This is a genomic window from Intrasporangium mesophilum (assembly GCF_054783095.1).
Window position 1 is genome coordinate 56439 of sequence record NZ_BAAGRF010000004.1, and the last position, 15878, is coordinate 72316.

Below are 15878 nucleotides of genomic sequence, written 5' to 3' on the forward strand. Positions count from 1 at the left end.
CACCCATACTACAGCACGTAGTAATTGATAATGAAATCGCCTCAGCGGGGGTTGCTCTGGTCGCGGCGGGCCAGGGCGGCCAGCCGCGCGTTGTATGCCGCCAGCTCGGCATCGCCGTCCCGGTCGGCTCGGCGGTCGCCACGGATCGCCTCGGCCCGGTCCGCCCGGAACCACTGCATCGCGACGATGAGCGCTAGTACGAGGCTCGGCAGCTCGCCGATGGCCCAGGCGACGCCGCCACCGAAACGCTGGTCGGCGAGGGGGTCGGGCACCCACGGGATCGCGATGGTCGTGAAGAAGTCGCCGCCGAGCAGCGTGGTGCCGGTGATCATGGCGACGCCGAAGAAGGCGTGGAAAGCGATCGTGGCGAAGAGCACGATGAGCCGCAGCGCCGGGCTCCAGCGTTTCGGCCCTGGGTCGATGCCGACGAGCACCCAGGCGAAGAGGTACCCGGTGAGGATGAAGTGCGCGGTCATGAGCAGATGCCCGGTGTGCGTCGTCAGGGCCAGCTCGAACAGCCCGGTCCAGTAGAAGACGACGAGGCTCATGAAGAAGAACGCGGCGGCGAAGACCGGGTTGCCGAGGACCGCGAAGACCCGCGAGTGGACGACCGCGAGCACGAGCTCCCGCGGGCCGAGCGTGCCGTCGGTGCGCGGCTTCAGAGTCCGAAGGGCTAGCGTCACCGGCGCTCCCAGCACGAGCAGGATGGGCACGACCATCGCCTCGATCATGTGCAGCGTCATGTGCCACGAGAACGCCACGCGCCCGTAGATGCCAAGCACGCCGTTGGTCGCGTAGGCGAACAGCAGCCAGCCCGCGACCCAGCTCACCGTCCGCAGCACCGGCCAGGCGTCGCCACGCCGGCGCATCCGGATGACACCAGCCAGGTAGAGCCCGACCGCGAGAAGCGCGGTCGCGAGGAACAGCCACTCGACCCGCCACGCGGTGAGCCACGACGCCGCGGTCGGGGCGATCGGGGCCGGGTATCCCGTGAGGGCCAGCGTCGCACTGGGGTTGGGCACCGTCTCCGGCACGGGCGGCGCACTGCGCGCGAGCGCCGCCGCCACGCCGAAAGCCAGCCCCATGACCAGCGTCTCGACCACGGCGAGGCGCACGAACAGGCTCGTGCGTGTGGAGTCCCCGCGGTCCAGGGCGTCGATGCGGTCCAGCGTGATCCGCCGGTGCCAGGCACCCGCGACCCCGAGCGCGACGAAGGCGACGACCTTGACGAGGATCAGGATGCCGTACGGCGTCCCGAGGTCCGACCAGGTCCCGAGGCGGGTGCTGGCCGACATGACACCGGAGACTCCCAGAGTCACGAAGCACCAGAGCGCCACCGTGGAGAACCGGCGAGCGACGACACCCAGAGCCGGACCGATCGAGCGTGCGAGCACGACGATCGACAGCAGCCCACCGACCCACACCGACGCGCTGAGCAGGTGCGCGCCGATCGCGTTGACCGCCGTCTCGTGGTCGGACGAGCCTCCTGCGTGGCCCGCGAGCCCGAGCACGAGCACGCCGAACGACGCGAGGATGGCCAGCCACATGGCGACACCACGGGACCGGGCGACGGCCGCGCCGGACGCGACCACGAACGCCGCGAGCGCACTGATGAGAGCGACCCGCAGGGTGTCGATGCCCCAGACGGAGGCGGCCAGACTGTCGCCGAAGCTCGGGTCGCTGAGCGGGATGCCGGCGGCGTCGGCGAAGGTGAGGACGAGCCCGACGGTCCCGGCAACCGCCCACACGAAGGCGGCGGCGGTCGCCAGGCGCAGCGCAGCCCCGCGCCGCGGCTCGTCCGGCGCAATGGTCGCAGCGCGCGATGCGCCCGGGATCATCGTCGCGGCGAGCAGGAGCGACCCGACGGTCAGCGAGGCGGCGACGTCGTGCACGACGCGGACCAGCGGCAGAGCCCAGCGCACGACGGGCCCGGCGTCGACCAGACCACCCTCGAGCGGCTGGGTGGCGCCGGTGAACCGGGCCGCCACGACGCATGCGAGCAGGCCCACGACGACGACTCCGGCGACCACGACCGGCCCCGACAGGAAGGGGCGCGGGGCGGCCGCGGGCACGTCGCCGACGGCGGGTCGCTGGAGGGTGGACATGCATCAAGGGTAAGTAGTCCGACGCCTCCCCATGCACCCGGGCAGCGCCTTCGGGCGGCTCGTCGAGGTGGACGTCGAGAGCCGCTCGACGGGCTCGTCCTGACCCACTGAACGCGCGCGGGCATACACCCATTTGCGAGCAAAAGGAAACATAGGGAACCTTGCGGGTTGCCCCGCAAGCGCATAGCGTCAGCAGTAGTCGGTCAAGCCAGTGCCGCATCGGGGTTCCCGAATCCGGAGGTTTCATGACCGACCCCCCTGCGGGCCTGCGCAAGGATGCCCGCACCCGTGAGCTCATCACGCTCTTCCGCACCACGACGTCGGAGTCCGAGCGTGACCGCGCGCTCGAGTCCGTCACCCAGCTGCATATGCCGCTGGCGCGCTCCCTGGCCCACCGGTACACCGGCAAGGGCCTGGACCACGAGGACCTCGAGCAGGTCGCATTCCTGGCCCTGCTCAAGGCCATCCACCGCTTCGACCTCGACAAGCCCACCGAGTTCGGCGCCTACGCCACACCCACCATCACCGGCGAGCTGCGCCGCTACTTCCGCGACTACGGCTGGCTGGTCCGGCCACCGCGAGAGCTGCAGGAGCGGCGCCAGCTCGTCACCGACACCCGGGCCCGGCTCGAGCAGCGCCTCGGGCACGACCCGGACCCCGAGGAGCTGGCTGAGGAGCTCGATCTCAGCCTCGACTCGGTCAAGGAGGCTCAGGTCGCAGCCACCAACCTGCGACCCGCCTCGCTCGACGCAACCACCTCCGAGGGCGGCCGGCCCGTGCTCGACCTGCTCGACTCCCGCGTCGACCCGCGCTCCGACCCGGCTCTCGACGAGAGCATCGTCGTGCGGACGGCGCTGGAGCGGCTGCCGGCGCGGGACCAGGAGCTCGTGGAGCTGCGCTTCGTCGGCGACCTGACCCAGGCTGAGATCGCCGAGTCCATGGGTCTGTCGGCGATGCAGGTCAGCCGCCTGCTCCGTCGGACCCTGATGGAGCTGCGTGAGCAGCTCGATGCGGAGGGCATCGCCACCGCCTGAGCCTGAGCGGCTCGGACGGCTTCCGGACCGAGTGCTCACTCGACCAGTACGCGTGACTAGGGGCGACCGCGGACCGTCGAGTGGGCACTCGCCTGAGGACTCGCCTGGGTGATCAGGACGTTCGGTCGGTGGCGCCCGCGCCCCCGCCGAACTGGGTCTCCTGGCCCTGGATGACCTGTGCCGCCACGTGCGAAAGCTTCATGTTGAGGTCCTGCGAGGTGCTCCTCAGCAGCTCGAACGCGGCCTCTCCGCTGATGTGGTGGGCCGCCATGAGCAGGCCCACCGCCTTGCCGATCTCCCGGTTGCTCTGCAGGCCCTGCCGCAGCGAGGCCGCCTCCTCGCGGGCCCGGATCGCCATCAGGGCGACCGACGCGAAGGACGCGATGACGGCCCCGGTGTCGGCCGACCGCTCGGACAGCGCCCCGGGCGTGTCCGAGAAGAGGTTCAGCGCGCCGACCTTGTCGCCATCGAGCAGCAGCCGATAGCCGATCGCCGAGCGGACCGGCGTCTCGGACACGATTCGCTCGGTGAAGCGCGGCCACGGCGTGGTCGCGGTCGTCAGGTCGGCGTCGTGCTGGTAGGCCTCGTCGAGGATCGCATCGACGCAGGGTCCCTCCCCCACCTCGAGCTCGATCTGGTCGATCCGGCGTGCGACCTGATCGGTGGACGCCGCGGTGACGAACCGGTCGCGGGTGCGCACGAGCAGCGACGCCCGGTCACAGCCCTCGACGAGCCGGGCCGCCACATCGACGAGCGCCTGGTGGATGGAGCCGGCGTCGGCTCCCGCGTAGATGAGCGCAGACATCCGATGGAAGGCGTCGTTGATCGTCGGGTCGAGGGGTAGGTCGGAAGACATGTCACTCCCTGGTGGTTCAGCCCAGCCGCCAGGCCCTCACTGCCGAAGGGGCCGATGGACCAGGCAATCTTCGCATCTCCACACCCAGTCGTTACCCCTCTGGGCCAGATCGCTGGAAGTGAGTTGACATCCCTCCGGACGAGGACAAATACTTGCTTGTTGCAAACAACTAGTTGAGATCCGGAGGTGTGGTCGATGCCGGTCGGCAAGGACGAGGCGAATGCCGTCTTCCTCGCGCTCCTGCGCGTCCAGAAGCTGCTCGTGGCTTCGAAGCACACCGCCCCGCGCGTCCACGACGGCGTCGACGTCACGGCATACCCCGTGCTGTTCCTCGTCGGCGGCGCCGGGTCGATCCGGATCTCGGACCTCGCGACGTCGCTGCACAACGACGTCTCGACGGTGAGCCGGCAGGTCAGTGCCCTCGTCGCGAACGGGCTGCTCGACAAGAGCGCAGACCCCAGCGACCGGCGGGCTTATGCCGTCTCGCTCACCGATGCCGGTCGTGCCGCACTGGCTCACATCCAGGACACCCGCTCGAGCTGGTTCCAGGGACTGCTGCACGACTGGGAGCCGGCCGACGTGGCCGCGTTCACGGAACAGCTCAGAGCCTTGGGCGACGCCCTCGACGCAAGCCTGCGGGCTCGCGGCGAGTCGCCGCCCTTCATGCCCTTCGTCCAGAAGGGCGCCCGCGCCGGGGCACCGTCCACACCGAACCACTTCGTCCCGAACAACAGGGAGGACTGACATGTCCGACGCTACGGCAGATCCGACCCGCGCCCAGGCGCTGGCCGAGGAGCCGAGGAGCGACCGGCCGGAAGCACCGCTCACGCACCGAGAGATCATCACGATCCTCATCGGTCTGATGATGGGCATGTTCCTCGCGGCGCTCGACCAGACCATCGTCGCGAGCGCCATGCGTGTCATCGCCGACGACCTCAACGACCTCGCCGGCCAGGCCTGGGTCACGACGGCATACCTCATCACCGCGACCATCGCGACACCGCTCTACGGCAAGCTCGGCGACATCTACGGGCGCAAGAAGCTCTTCCTCTTCGCCATCACGATCTTCACGATCGGCTCGATGCTCTGCACGCTCGCCTGGTCTGTCCCTGCGCTCGCGGCGTTCCGCGCGATCCAGGGCATCGGCGCCGGTGGCCTCTTCTCGCTCGCCCTCGCGATCATCGGCGACATCGTGCCGCCGCGCGAGCGCGCTCGCTACCAGGGTTACTTCCTGGCCGTCTTCGGCACCTCGAGCGTCCTCGGCCCCGTCATCGGCGGCTTCTTCGCCGGCCAGGCGACGATCCTCGGCATCACCGGCTGGCGCTGGGTCTTCCTCGTCAACGTCCCGATCGCGATCGCTGCGCTCATCGTCGTCAGCCGCACGCTGCACCTCAAGCACACCCGCCTCGACCACCGCATCGACTACTGGGGTGCGGCCACCCTGTCGATCGCGCTCGTGCCCCTGCTCATCGTGGCCGAGCAGGGCCGCGGCTGGGGCTGGGGCTCACCGACCTCCATCCTCTGTTACGCGATCGGGCTCGTCGGAGCAGTCGCGTTCTTCCTCATCGAGCGGAACATGGGTGAGGAAGCCCTGATCCCGCTGCGGCTGTTCAGCAACCGCACCATCGCCGCCGCGTCGATCAGCTCGGTCTTCATCGGTATGGGCATGTTCGGTGGCCTGGCCGCCCTGCCGCTCTACCTGCAGATCGTCAAGGGTGCCTCGCCGACGCAGGCGGGCCTGATGCTGCTGCCGATGACCCTCGGCATCATGTTCGGCTCGATCTTCTCGGGCCAGACCATCTCCCGCACGGGTCGCTACCGCATCTTCCCGATCGTCGGGTCCGCGATCCTCGTCGTCTCCCTCTTCGGCTTCCACTACATCGGCGCCGACACACCGCTGTGGAAGACGATGATCGGGATGTTCTCCTTCGGCATCGGCCTCGGCTTCAACTTCCAGCCGCTGACCCTCGCCGTCCAGAACGCGGTCCCGCGTCGCGACATCGGCGTGGCCACCTCGTCGGCCACGTTCACCCGTCAGATCGGCGGCACGCTCGGCACGGCGGTGTTCCTGTCGATCCTGTTCTCGCAGGCCGGCGCGAGGATCGGCGACGCGTTCGCTCGTCTCGCACCGACGGAAGCGTTCCAGTCCGCGCTGCGCAACCCGAACCAGGGCGACCCGGCGACGAACCACCAGTTCATCGCCCAGCTGCACGCCGCGTCGGCCTCGGGCAACCCCGCCGGTGCCGGAGCGAACGCCCTGCAGGACAGCTCGTTCATCAACCAGCTCGACCCGCGCCTGGCCCGCCCGTTCCTGGTCGGCTTCTCCGACGCCATGTCGACGGTGTTCCTCGTGGCGTCCGGTGTGCTCGTGCTGGCGTTCATCGCCTCGCTGTTCCTGCCGCACGTCGACCTCGGCCCCAAGCCGGGCGAGGCGAGGGCCGGGTCCGCCGAGGACGAGACGGCACCGGTGGCCGCCGGTCACTGAGGCTCGACCCACACCCACCCCCCGGTTCGATGTATTACCTCGCCACATGGCGCGAGGTAATACATCGAACCGGCGTGGGTGTCAGCGCAGGTTGTGCAGCTCGCGGCGACTGAGGAAGGCCCTCGTGCCCAGCGCCATGACGAAGGCGAAGCCGCCGGCGATGACCGCGACCCAGTAGCCCGGCTGCGGCCCCACCCGGTCGACCACCGCACCGGACACCGCAGATCCGGCCGCGATGCCGATGATCAGGCCGGTCAGCACGATCGTCATGCCCTCGTTGAGCTGAGCCTTGGGGACAACCCGCTCGATGAGGTTCATCGTCGTGATGAGAGTCGGGGCGGTCGCCATCCCCGCGAAGAGCATGACGCCGGCGAGCACCCAGAGGTTGCCGGCGATGAGGACCGGCGACTCGAGCACGGCCATCCCCAGCGTGCCGAGGATGAGCAGCTTGAGCAGGTTGCGCCCGTGGGACACGTGCCCGAAGACGAGTCCGGCGAAGGCCGACCCCACGGCATACAGGGCAAGGATCGGCCCGGCCGCGTTGCTGTGCCCGGCGTCTTGCGCCACGGCCAGCGTGACGACCTCGTTGACGCCGAAGATCGCTCCGGTCATCACCATGATGAAGGCGAGCGGGATGAGCCCCGGCACCGTGAACGCGTGCTCGGTGGGACGCTCGTGGTGCGGCACGACCGGCGGCTCCGTGGAGCGGGCGGAGATGAAGACCAGGACGCCCACGGTGTACAACATCGTCGCGAGGAGGAACCCGGCCTCGGGGAAGAGCGTGGTCGACAGCCAGATCGCCAGGACCGGCCCGATGACGAACGTGACCTCCTCCATGACCTGCTCGAACGACATCGCCGAGTGCAGGCTGCGCGGGTCATGGGCGAAGATGTGCGCCCAGCGGGCCCGCGCCATGGTGCCGAGACTGGGGATCGCCGCGCACAGCGGGAACGTCACGAACAGCACCCACGACGGCCAGTCCCGCCATGAGGCGAGCATCGTCAGGATCGCCCAGAAGCCCGACCACAGGAAGAACGGGATGGCGACCCGCCGCTGGCCGTACCGGTCGACGAGCCGTCCGATGACCGGTGCGCAGACCGCCAGCGAGACCATCCCGACGGCGACGACGGCCCCGGCGAGCTCGTAGGAGCCGCGCCGCGCGGCGACCATGGCGACGGTGGCCACGCCGAACATCGCACCCGCGGAACGGGCGATCATCCCCCCTGTGATGAAGACGCGTGCCCCCGGTACCTCGAAGAGAGGTCGGTAGGACGCCAGCACAGATGCTCCTCACGATCGGGGGCGCGAACCTTCCCATACTCGCACTGGAGCGACGATGGGCCGAATCCCCGGCTCGGCTCAGTCCTCGTGCTTGCGGCGCAGGGACCACATCTGCGGTGACCGCTCGAGCTCGAGCGCGACGTCCCAGGGCATCCCTCCGGGTGCCGTCTCGCGACGGAAGCTGGCGACGGTGCGGCGGGCGAGCTCCGGGTCGGCGGCGACGCGACGTGCCATGGTCAGGGCCTGCTGCTCGACGTCGCCGTCGTCGTATGCCGCCCAGGCCAGTCCCAGGGCCACGGCCCGCTCGCCGTCGACCTCCTCACCGAAGAGGCCCATGGCGGCCGCGGCCTCGCGTCCGGCGGCCCGGTTGAGCAGGGTGAAGTGGCCACCCCCGGGGTGGATGCCGATCTGCGCGAAGCCCGGCAGCAGCCGTGCCGAGCGAGACACGATCCGCAGGTCGGTGGCGAGGGCGAGGTTCAGGCCGGCACCGACTGCCGCGCCCCGGACCGCCGCGATCGTCGGGCACTCGGCGGAGCCGACCGCGGTGAAGGCGCGGTAGACCGTCTCGAGGTTGCGATAGGCGCGGTTCTCGACAGGATCGCGGCCGACGTCGAAGAGCACGTCACGCACCGCTCCGGCGCAGAAGTGCGCGCCGCCCGTGACGACCATGGCTCCGACCGAGTGGTCATCCGACGCGGTCCGGGCGGCCTCGATGAGCTGGCGGGACATCGCCACCGACAGCGCGTTGCGGCGCTCGGGAGCGTCGAGGGTGACGAGCGCGACGCCGTCGCTGACCTCGTAGCGGATCTCGGTCATGGGCGAGTCTCCTTGAGCTGTCGGGTGGTTCGGGGTCGAGGTGATAGCCCGTGTATGCCGCGTATGCCGCGTATGCCGCGACGGACTACCTCGACCCGGCGGGGGGTTGCGGGGGCGGGGGCGGGGGTGGTTGCGGGGACGGAGATGGTTGCGGGGGCGAGGACGAGGCGCGTCCGGTCGTGACCAGCGTCCAGAGCCGGTCGCAACCCGCCGAGCAGGCGAGAGCGGTGAGCGTCTCGTCCCACTCGTACAGCGAGCCGAACTCGCTGCGGCGCACCAGGATCGGCCGGGTCAGGGTCTGCAGCTCGTGCTCCAGCGTCGTCCCGATCGCGCCGAGGACCTGGTGGGCGTTGCGGACGACGACGGATGCGGCATGTCCGACGCACGACTTGGCGACGCCCACGGCGAACAGCATGCCCGGGTCGTGCCAGTCGGAGTCGGCGGCTCTCGCGACAGCAGCGTCGGTCGCGGCCCTGGCGAGGGCGGTCTCGGCCGCAATGTCGGACACGAGGTTCTGCACGGTCTGGAACCGGGCCAGCGGGCGGCCGAACTGGACCCGCTCGCTCGCATGCGTGAGGACCACCTCGACGACGCGCTCCATCGCGCCGACGACCTGCGCCGACCGGGCGAGGGCGCCACGCAGGTGGAACTGCTCACCGATCTCGTGGGCCACGAGCGCCCCGGCCTCGAGATCCTCCAGGTCGAACTCGACGGTGTCGCTGGGCTCACCGGCAAGGTTGCGACCGGGCTCGACCATGGTCCGGTCCACCGGCACGGCACTGACCCGCCACTCGTCCCGGTCCTCCCACAGTGCGACGAGCACCTCGACGTCTCGAGCCCAGGTCACGTTGAGGGCGACCCCGGAAGGGTCCGGACGGCATACGGTCCGCAGGCGGCCGTCGTCCGGGAGGTCCGCCGCCTCGAGCAGCCAGCCGGCGAGCAGGTCGTGCTCGGCGAGGGGCACGGGCGCGCCGGCGGCCGCGGCGAGCCCGAGCAGGGCGGCCGCATCGACCCAGGTCCCACCGCTGCCACCCCGGGCCGCGGGGGCGGTCAGGCGGGTGAGGTCGAGCGCCTCGAGCCGCGCCCAGAGCGCCCGGTCGAGCTCGATGTGGGCGCTGGGCGCGGGGCGAGCCGCGCGGTAGTCGGCGAAGAGGTCCGTGAGGACCTCCACGAGGTCCGGGTCGGGGCCCGTCGGCTCGGCGAGCGCACGCAGGTCGGTCATCAGCGCATCCCCAGGCCGCGGGCCAGGACCCCGCGCAGGATCTCGTTGGTGCCTCCGCGCAGGGTGAACCCGGGCCGTTGCAGGATCGCGGCGTGCAGGAGGGTGTACAGCTCCTCGTCCTCGACCCATCCGGTCGCGGCCAGGGTGTCGACGTAGTCGGCGATGTCGCCCTCCTCGGTGGTGCCGAGCAGCTTCACGACGGCCGCAGCGACATCTGCGTCCTCGTGCGCCTCGAGCGCCGCCGACACGGCGAAAGACATCTGGTGCAGCGCCGCGACTCGCGCCACGTGGCGCCCGAGCGCCGGGTCGGTGGGCAGGCGACCGTCGTGCATCGCCTGCGCGGTCGCCGCGAGGAGCTGGAACGTCGACAGCACGCGCTCGGGACCGGACCGCTCGAAACCGAGCTCGGAGGTGACCTGCGCCCATCCCTCGCCGATCGCGCCGAGCACCCGGTCGTCCGGCACGAAGACGCCGTCGAGGTGCACCTCGTTGAAGTGGTGGTCCCCGCCCATCGACAGGATCGGGCGGATGTGGACGTCGGGCGAGCGGAGGTCGACGATGAACTGGCTGAGCCCGGCGTGCCGGTTGGCGGGGTCCGGTGGAGCCGACCTGGCGAGGGCGAAGAACGCGTCGGCCTCGTGGGCGCCGCTCGTCCAGACCTTCGTGCCGGTGAGACGCCAGCCGCTGCGGCCGTCAGGCCCGGCCTCGACGCGCTCCGCGCGGGTGCGGACGCTGGCCAGGTCGGAGCCCGAGTCGGGCTCGCTCATGCCGATCCCGAAGACGACCTCGCCGCGGCTGATGCCCGGCAGGAACGCGTGCTTCTGCTCCTCGGTGCCGTACTTGAGCAGGGACGGCCCGATCTGTCGCTCGGCGATCCAGTGTGCGGCGACGGGCGCGCCGACGACGAGGAGCTCCTCGGTGACGACGAACCGCTCGAGATAGGTGCGGCCCTGGCCGCCGTACTCGGTCGGGATCACCATCCCGAGCCAGCCGCGGCGGCCCAGCTCCCTCGTGAACTCGCGGTCCCAGCGGGTGAGCCACGTGTCGACGTGCGGCACGAAGGCACCGGCCCGCACCTGCTCGGCAAGGAACGCCCGGACCTCCAGCCGAAGCCCGGTCAGCGGCGCCAGCTCGCGCATCCCCTGGGGTACCAGACGTGGCGCCATGCTCACCTTTCCTCGGTCGGCCCAACCTGCTGGTCAGCCTCCCACACGCCCTGCGCCGGTGTTCTCCGGGCGGCGGAGCACCTCCGCGACGCCGGACCCGCCAGGGCGTGCAGTGACGCGTGGGACTGAGCGCACACTCGACCTGGCGGGCGCGGCATGCCTTTCGGGGGTCAGGCGTCGGCAGGCTGACGTCGACGGGATCCGATGGCCAGCAGCACGATCCCCAGGCCGAACCACGAGGCGAGGACAGTGAGCCCGTGGGTGGCGCCGGCGCCGTCGAAGTATGCCGTGCTGCGCAGCACCTGGCCGGCGGCACCGGGCGGGAGCCACGACCCGAGCGTCGCCCAGAAGGCGGGCAGGAACTCGGGGGCCGTGGCGATGCCGGAGAGCGGGTTGCCCAGGAGCACGAAGGTCGCCACGCCGAGGCCGAACCCGACCCACCGCCCGACGGTGTAGAGACCGAGCAACGCCGTCGACATCGCGGCGAGGACGGCGGCCATCCCGGCTGCGTCCAGGGCCCACGAGCCCGTGAAGGCGCCGTACCAGTGGAGCAGGGCCGCCAGCGTCGCGCCGACAAGGACGGCGGAGGCCAGGACCCCCGCGAGCCTCGCCCAGGGACGGCGGACCAGCCGGATCATGGCCAGGACCGGGGCGACCGAGCCGATGATCAGCGGCAGCAGCGCCGACGCGAGACCGGCGCCACGCGGGTCGCCGGTCGGCAGCGGGACGACCTCGGTCACGGGCACCTGCTGACCGGTCTGCTGCGAGAGCCCGGCCGCGAGCGCGTTGAGCACCTGGGCGACCGCGGGGCTGCCCGCGGGTGCGGTCAGGACCGTCGGACCCTGTGCGCCGATGACGATGCCCCCATAGACATCACGGTCGCGGATGGCCGTCGTCAGGGCGCTCTCGTCGGGGAAGGTGGTCAGCGCGAACGCCCCGGGTGAGCGGGCCTCCAGGGCAGCGGTGACCTGGCTCGTCGCCGCAGCCGGGCCGGCGAGCCCGATCGGAACCTCGCGGGGAGCGCTGTGGATCGCCGGGAGGACGAAGGCAGTGAGGACGAGGCCGAGCACGAGGACCAGGGCGAAGAGTGCGCCCACCGGCGCGGGCCGCCGCCGGGTGACCTGAGGGGCTGAGGCCGGCGCATCCGGTCCAGCCTGGGCTGACCTAGCGCCGGGCTGGGCTGACGCAGCGCCGGGTTGGGCTGACGCAGCGCCGGGTTGGGCTGATGCGGCGCCGGGCTGGGCCGGCGAGGCGCCGGGCTGGGTCGGAGTGGTGCTGGCGGCCATGTGAGGCTCCTTTCAACGAACGTTGAGAACCAACTGTAGGCGGCACGGCCGGGATTTTCAACAGGTGTTCAATCTGGGCTACCATGGACCGCATGTCCACCTCTCCCGCCCGTCGACCCGGGCCTCGAGCCGACCGCACCGACGTGCGCGGCGACATCCTCGCGGCGGCGCGCACGCTCTTCGCGGCCCGCGGGTTCAGGGGCACGACGATGCGAGCGGTCGCGGATGCTGCGGGGGTCGACGTCGCGCTCGTGCCCTACTACTTCGGCAACAAGGACGGCCTCTTCGCGGCGACGCTAGAGCTGCCGGTCGACCCTCGGGCGAAGCTCGACGAGATCTTCGCGCAGGGACTCGACGGCATCGGAGAGCGCATCGCCCGCACCATGGCCATGCTCGTCGACGACGAGGCGACCGGCCCCGCGATGCTCGGGCTGATGCGATCGGCGATGACCGAGGGGCCGGCGCACGACGTCGTTCGCGACTTCATCGAGAACGTCATCATCGAGGGCTACGCACGGCATCTCGATGCTCCCGACGCTCGACGTCGGGCCGCGCTCGCAGCCACCCAGATCGTCGGTGTGGCGATGGGCCGGCACGTCCTGCGGATCGAGCCGCTCGCGAGCATGTCGGTGGACGAGCTCGTCGAGCACGTCGGCCCGACGCTGCAGCGCTACCTCGAAGGCGCCTGACCCCCCGCCGGCTCCACCCGAACGTCAGCCGGCGATGACGAGGTAGCCGCAGAGGCCCACGATGACGGCCGTGATCAGACCTGCCGTGACGGTGGTCAGGCGATGGTTCGCGAGGCGGCCCATGAGTCGGCGGTCGTGGGTGAACAGCAGCAGTGGGATGAGGGTCCCCGGCAGGGCGAACGACAGGACCACCTGGCTCCACACCAGGGCGCTGGTCGGCTCGACCCCGAGCCCGAGGATGACCAGGGCCGGGATCACCGCGAGCATGCGCCGCAGCAGCGCCGGGATCGGCTTGCGCCCGAAGCCGGTCATGACGACATCGCCGGTCTGCACGCCGACCAGGGTCGCCGCCAGCCCCGAGGCGAGCAGCGCGACGGCAAGCATCGTCGCCGCGATCTGTCCCGCACTGGCGGCGAGAGCGGCATACGCCGACTCGATGCTCGCCCCGGCCTCGGACGGCAGCGCCGCCGAGAACACCACGAGGCTCACGTTGGCGACGCCGGCCACGCTCATGGCGATGACGACCGACCGGACCGTATGCCGTCCGAGGCGCAGGCGCTCGTCCTGCGACGGCTCGACGGTGCCGTCGTCGCGCGCCCGTGAGGCGGCCGAGTGGAAGTGCAGCGCGTGCGGCATGACGGTCGCACCGACGATCCCGACCGCGAGCAGCGCCGCCGAGGAGTCGAGCGGGCCGGGGACGACCGAGCGCAGCAGCGCAGCCCGGTCGACGTCGGCGATCCACACCTGCCACACCAGGGACGCGATGATGACGGCGAGCAGCACGAGCACGACCGACTCGAAGTGGCTCCGCCCGTGGACCTTGAGGTAGAGCACGACGAGGCTGAAGCCCGTCACGACGAGGGCGCCCCACATCAGCGGCAGCCCGAACAGCAGGTAGAGCGCGATCGCGCCGCCGACGATCTCGGCGAGGTCGGTCATGATGACGACGATCTCGGCCTGCGCCCAGAGCAGCACACGTCCGACGCCGGGGAACCGCAGGGCACTGTGCTCGGCCAGGCTCATCCCGGTGACCATGCCGAGCTTGGCCGCGAGGTACTGGATCACCATGGCCGAGCAGCTCGCGAAGACGACCACCCAGATCAGGGAGTAGCCGTGCTCGGCGCCGGAGGTGATGTTCACCCCGAAGTTGCCGGGGTCGACATACGCGATGGCCGCGAGCAGCGCCGGCACGAGTGTGCGCGGTGCGCTGAAGGTCCCGCCGAGCCCGTGCTCCGGCGACCGGTTGTCGACCAGTCGGGGGCGTCGCTCGGCGACTCGCTCTTCCATGGGAGACAGCATCATGCCTCGACCCCTGCCAGTCCAACCGCCTGTCTCGGATAGAGACAAGTCCCTCACTCGTCGGGCCGGCGGCGGCTGTGCGGGAGGACCTGGCGCGGCGGTGGTCAGCGTGCCGCGGCGAACCCGAGCAGCGCGGCGATGCCGAGTGCGCTCCGCGGGTCGTAGGCCGCGGTCCACAGTCCACCGTGCGCGGCGGCATACGCCTCGTCCTGCCACGGGTGCGGCTGGCTGGGCGAGCCGGTGCGCAGGTCGTGGACGAGCAGCGCGGCCATGAGCGTGTTCGCGGTGCCGGGCTCGAAGACCTCGATCCCGAAACGGTGGGCACCGGCGTACGCGGCCGCCAGCGCCCGGTTCTTCACGACCGAGCGGGTGCGCGTGGGCGGCGCCACCTTGAGCGAGACGAGGCCGCCCTCCGCGCGGTATGCCGTCGCCCGCCACCGCTGGAGCCGCTTGGCGAGCAGGTAGTTGGGTCCCTGCTGCAGGACGACGCTGTCGTTGATGCCTGGGTCCTGGCCCGGTACGTAGTTGCGCCGCAGGAGTCGACCGCCGCTCACGGTTCGCAGCGGCACCCGGAGCACCTTCGACGTGCGTCGCTCGTCGTAGCTGCGCACCGACCGCTCGACGGCGGCACCGGGGACGGCGAACACGTCGGTCGGGGTCGCCAGGAACGCCAGGGCCACGTCATCGCGGCCCTTGCTCTCGACGACGTGCCGGGTCAGCGCGTCCACGGCCATGGACACGCGGACGTTGGTCTCGCCATCGGCGTAGACGTAGTTGCCGATCGCGATCGGGCCCTCGATCTCGGCCACCCACCGGGCGACGGCGTCGAGGTCGTGGACGAGGTCTCCCCCGGCACGGGCCGCGGTCGTCCCTCCACCCGTGCGCACCGGCACAGTGAACGACCCGGCAAGGTGACGCGTGTCACCGATCAGCCTGTCCCACAAGTCTTTCCGCGGGAGGTCCACGGCGGCGATGTCGGCGCCCCAGCGAAGCAGCGACCGGAGCGGGCCCATCTCCGCCGCCGCACCGAGGACGACGACGGTGCGGTCCGACAGGTCCAGCCAGTCGGGATTGTCGATGACCTGCTCGACCGCCTCGGCGCACGTCGGCTCGACCGCGCCCGCGTCGACCCACTGTGCCAGGCGCCGACGGAGCGCGTCCCCGGAGACGCGCTCGCCGGCATACGGCACGGACAGCGTCCGGTCCGGGGCGCCCTCGCCACGGATCGTCTCGGACCCGAGCGGGTCGGCTCCGTCGGCCGGTTGGGTGAAGGCGGACCCCAGCGGCTCGTCACCGTCGGGACCGGCCCAGCGCATCCGCTCGTGGAGCGAGGCGAGCCCGTCCCGCGCGACCGTCAGGGCGGCCTCGTCGCTGGTGAGGCCGGCCTCGACGAGGCGGCGGAAGTGCGGAAGGTAGCCCTGCCGCCAGTTCGTCTCGCGCTCGGCCGACGCCGCGCCGACCGGGTCGGTGGCACGCAGCGCGTCGGCGACGACCGCCCGGCCCGTCGCCGTCGTGCTGCGCCGGCCGGCCGCCGGGTCGACGGGGAAGACCACTCCGCGCTGTGACTGGGCGTCGCTCATGGGGTCATCCTGCCCGTCGGGTGGTCACTTCGGTGCGGCTTGGGGGGCGTACGGAAGGG

General features: G+C 71.2%; 13 protein-coding genes. 4 read left to right on the plus strand and 9 right to left on the minus strand.

Annotation, left to right across the window (positions count from 1 at the left end; genetic code table 11):
* Positions 1-41: 41 nt before the first annotated feature.
* Positions 42-2105 (minus strand): cytochrome c oxidase assembly protein, encoded by a 2064-nt coding sequence (locus tag ACYVLP_RS03690; RefSeq protein ID WP_460625984.1) that lies wholly within the window; start codon positions 2103-2105, stop codon positions 42-44.
* A 245-nt stretch (positions 2106-2350) separates the two neighbouring features.
* Here ACYVLP_RS03690 and ACYVLP_RS03695 point away from each other — a divergent pair, with 245 nt between their 5' ends.
* Entirely contained in the window at positions 2351-3139 is a 789-nt protein-coding gene (locus tag ACYVLP_RS03695) for a sigma-70 family RNA polymerase sigma factor (RefSeq protein ID WP_460625985.1), read from the plus strand.
* A gap of 112 nt (positions 3140-3251) precedes the next feature.
* Here ACYVLP_RS03695 and ACYVLP_RS03700 read toward each other — a convergent pair whose 3' ends face one another.
* Entirely contained in the window at positions 3252-3995 is a 744-nt protein-coding gene (locus ACYVLP_RS03700; RefSeq protein WP_460625986.1) for an ANTAR domain-containing protein, read from the minus strand.
* Between the two features lie 195 nt (positions 3996-4190).
* Between ACYVLP_RS03700 and ACYVLP_RS03705 the strand changes: the two genes are divergently transcribed.
* The gene (locus tag ACYVLP_RS03705; RefSeq protein WP_460625987.1) at positions 4191-4739 is read left to right on the plus strand and encodes a MarR family winged helix-turn-helix transcriptional regulator; all 549 of its coding nucleotides are present in this window, start codon (positions 4191-4193) and stop codon (positions 4737-4739) included.
* Between the two features lies 1 nt (position 4740).
* On the plus strand, positions 4741-6480 hold the full coding sequence (locus ACYVLP_RS03710; protein WP_460625988.1) for an MDR family MFS transporter: 1740 nt from the start codon (positions 4741-4743) through the stop codon (positions 6478-6480).
* An 81-nt stretch (positions 6481-6561) separates the two neighbouring features.
* Here the strand turns inward: ACYVLP_RS03710 and ACYVLP_RS03715 are convergent, their stop codons facing one another.
* The 5 genes from ACYVLP_RS03715 to ACYVLP_RS03735 form a co-directional block, all read right to left on the minus strand.
* Positions 6562-7698, minus strand: a complete 1137-nt coding sequence (locus ACYVLP_RS03715; RefSeq protein WP_460625989.1) for an MFS transporter — start codon at positions 7696-7698, stop codon at positions 6562-6564.
* Between the two features lie 141 nt (positions 7699-7839).
* Complete coding sequence (locus ACYVLP_RS03720) at positions 7840-8577, minus strand: enoyl-CoA hydratase-related protein (RefSeq protein WP_460625990.1); 738 nt, start codon at positions 8575-8577, stop codon at positions 7840-7842.
* 85 nt (positions 8578-8662) lie between these two features.
* Positions 8663-9799 carry an acyl-CoA dehydrogenase family protein gene (locus tag ACYVLP_RS03725; RefSeq protein ID WP_460625991.1) on the minus strand — a complete coding sequence of 379 codons (1137 nt, stop codon included), beginning with the start codon at positions 9797-9799 and terminating at the stop codon, positions 8663-8665.
* Positions 9799-10965, minus strand: coding sequence for an acyl-CoA dehydrogenase family protein (locus ACYVLP_RS03730; RefSeq protein ID WP_460625992.1), 1167 nt, complete (start codon positions 10963-10965; stop codon positions 9799-9801). The genes ACYVLP_RS03725 and ACYVLP_RS03730 overlap by 1 nt, the downstream gene beginning before the upstream one ends.
* 170 nt (positions 10966-11135) lie before the next feature.
* Positions 11136-12251 carry a hypothetical protein gene (locus tag ACYVLP_RS03735; RefSeq protein WP_460625993.1) on the minus strand — a complete coding sequence of 372 codons (1116 nt, stop codon included), beginning with the start codon at positions 12249-12251 and terminating at the stop codon, positions 11136-11138.
* Between the two features lie 92 nt (positions 12252-12343).
* Between ACYVLP_RS03735 and ACYVLP_RS03740 the strand changes: the two genes are divergently transcribed.
* Complete coding sequence (locus tag ACYVLP_RS03740; RefSeq protein WP_460625994.1) at positions 12344-12940, plus strand: TetR/AcrR family transcriptional regulator; 597 nt, start codon at positions 12344-12346, stop codon at positions 12938-12940.
* Positions 12941-12964: 24 nt separating this feature from the next.
* Here the strand turns inward: ACYVLP_RS03740 and ACYVLP_RS03745 are convergent, their stop codons facing one another.
* Both ACYVLP_RS03745 and ACYVLP_RS03750 read right to left on the minus strand, forming a co-directional pair.
* Positions 12965-14227, minus strand: coding sequence for an Nramp family divalent metal transporter (locus ACYVLP_RS03745; RefSeq protein ID WP_460625995.1), 1263 nt, complete (start codon positions 14225-14227; stop codon positions 12965-12967).
* Positions 14228-14343: 116 nt separating this feature from the next.
* Positions 14344-15819, minus strand: a complete 1476-nt coding sequence (locus ACYVLP_RS03750) for a hypothetical protein (protein WP_460625996.1) — start codon at positions 15817-15819, stop codon at positions 14344-14346.
* Between the last annotated feature and the right edge of the window lie 59 nt (positions 15820-15878).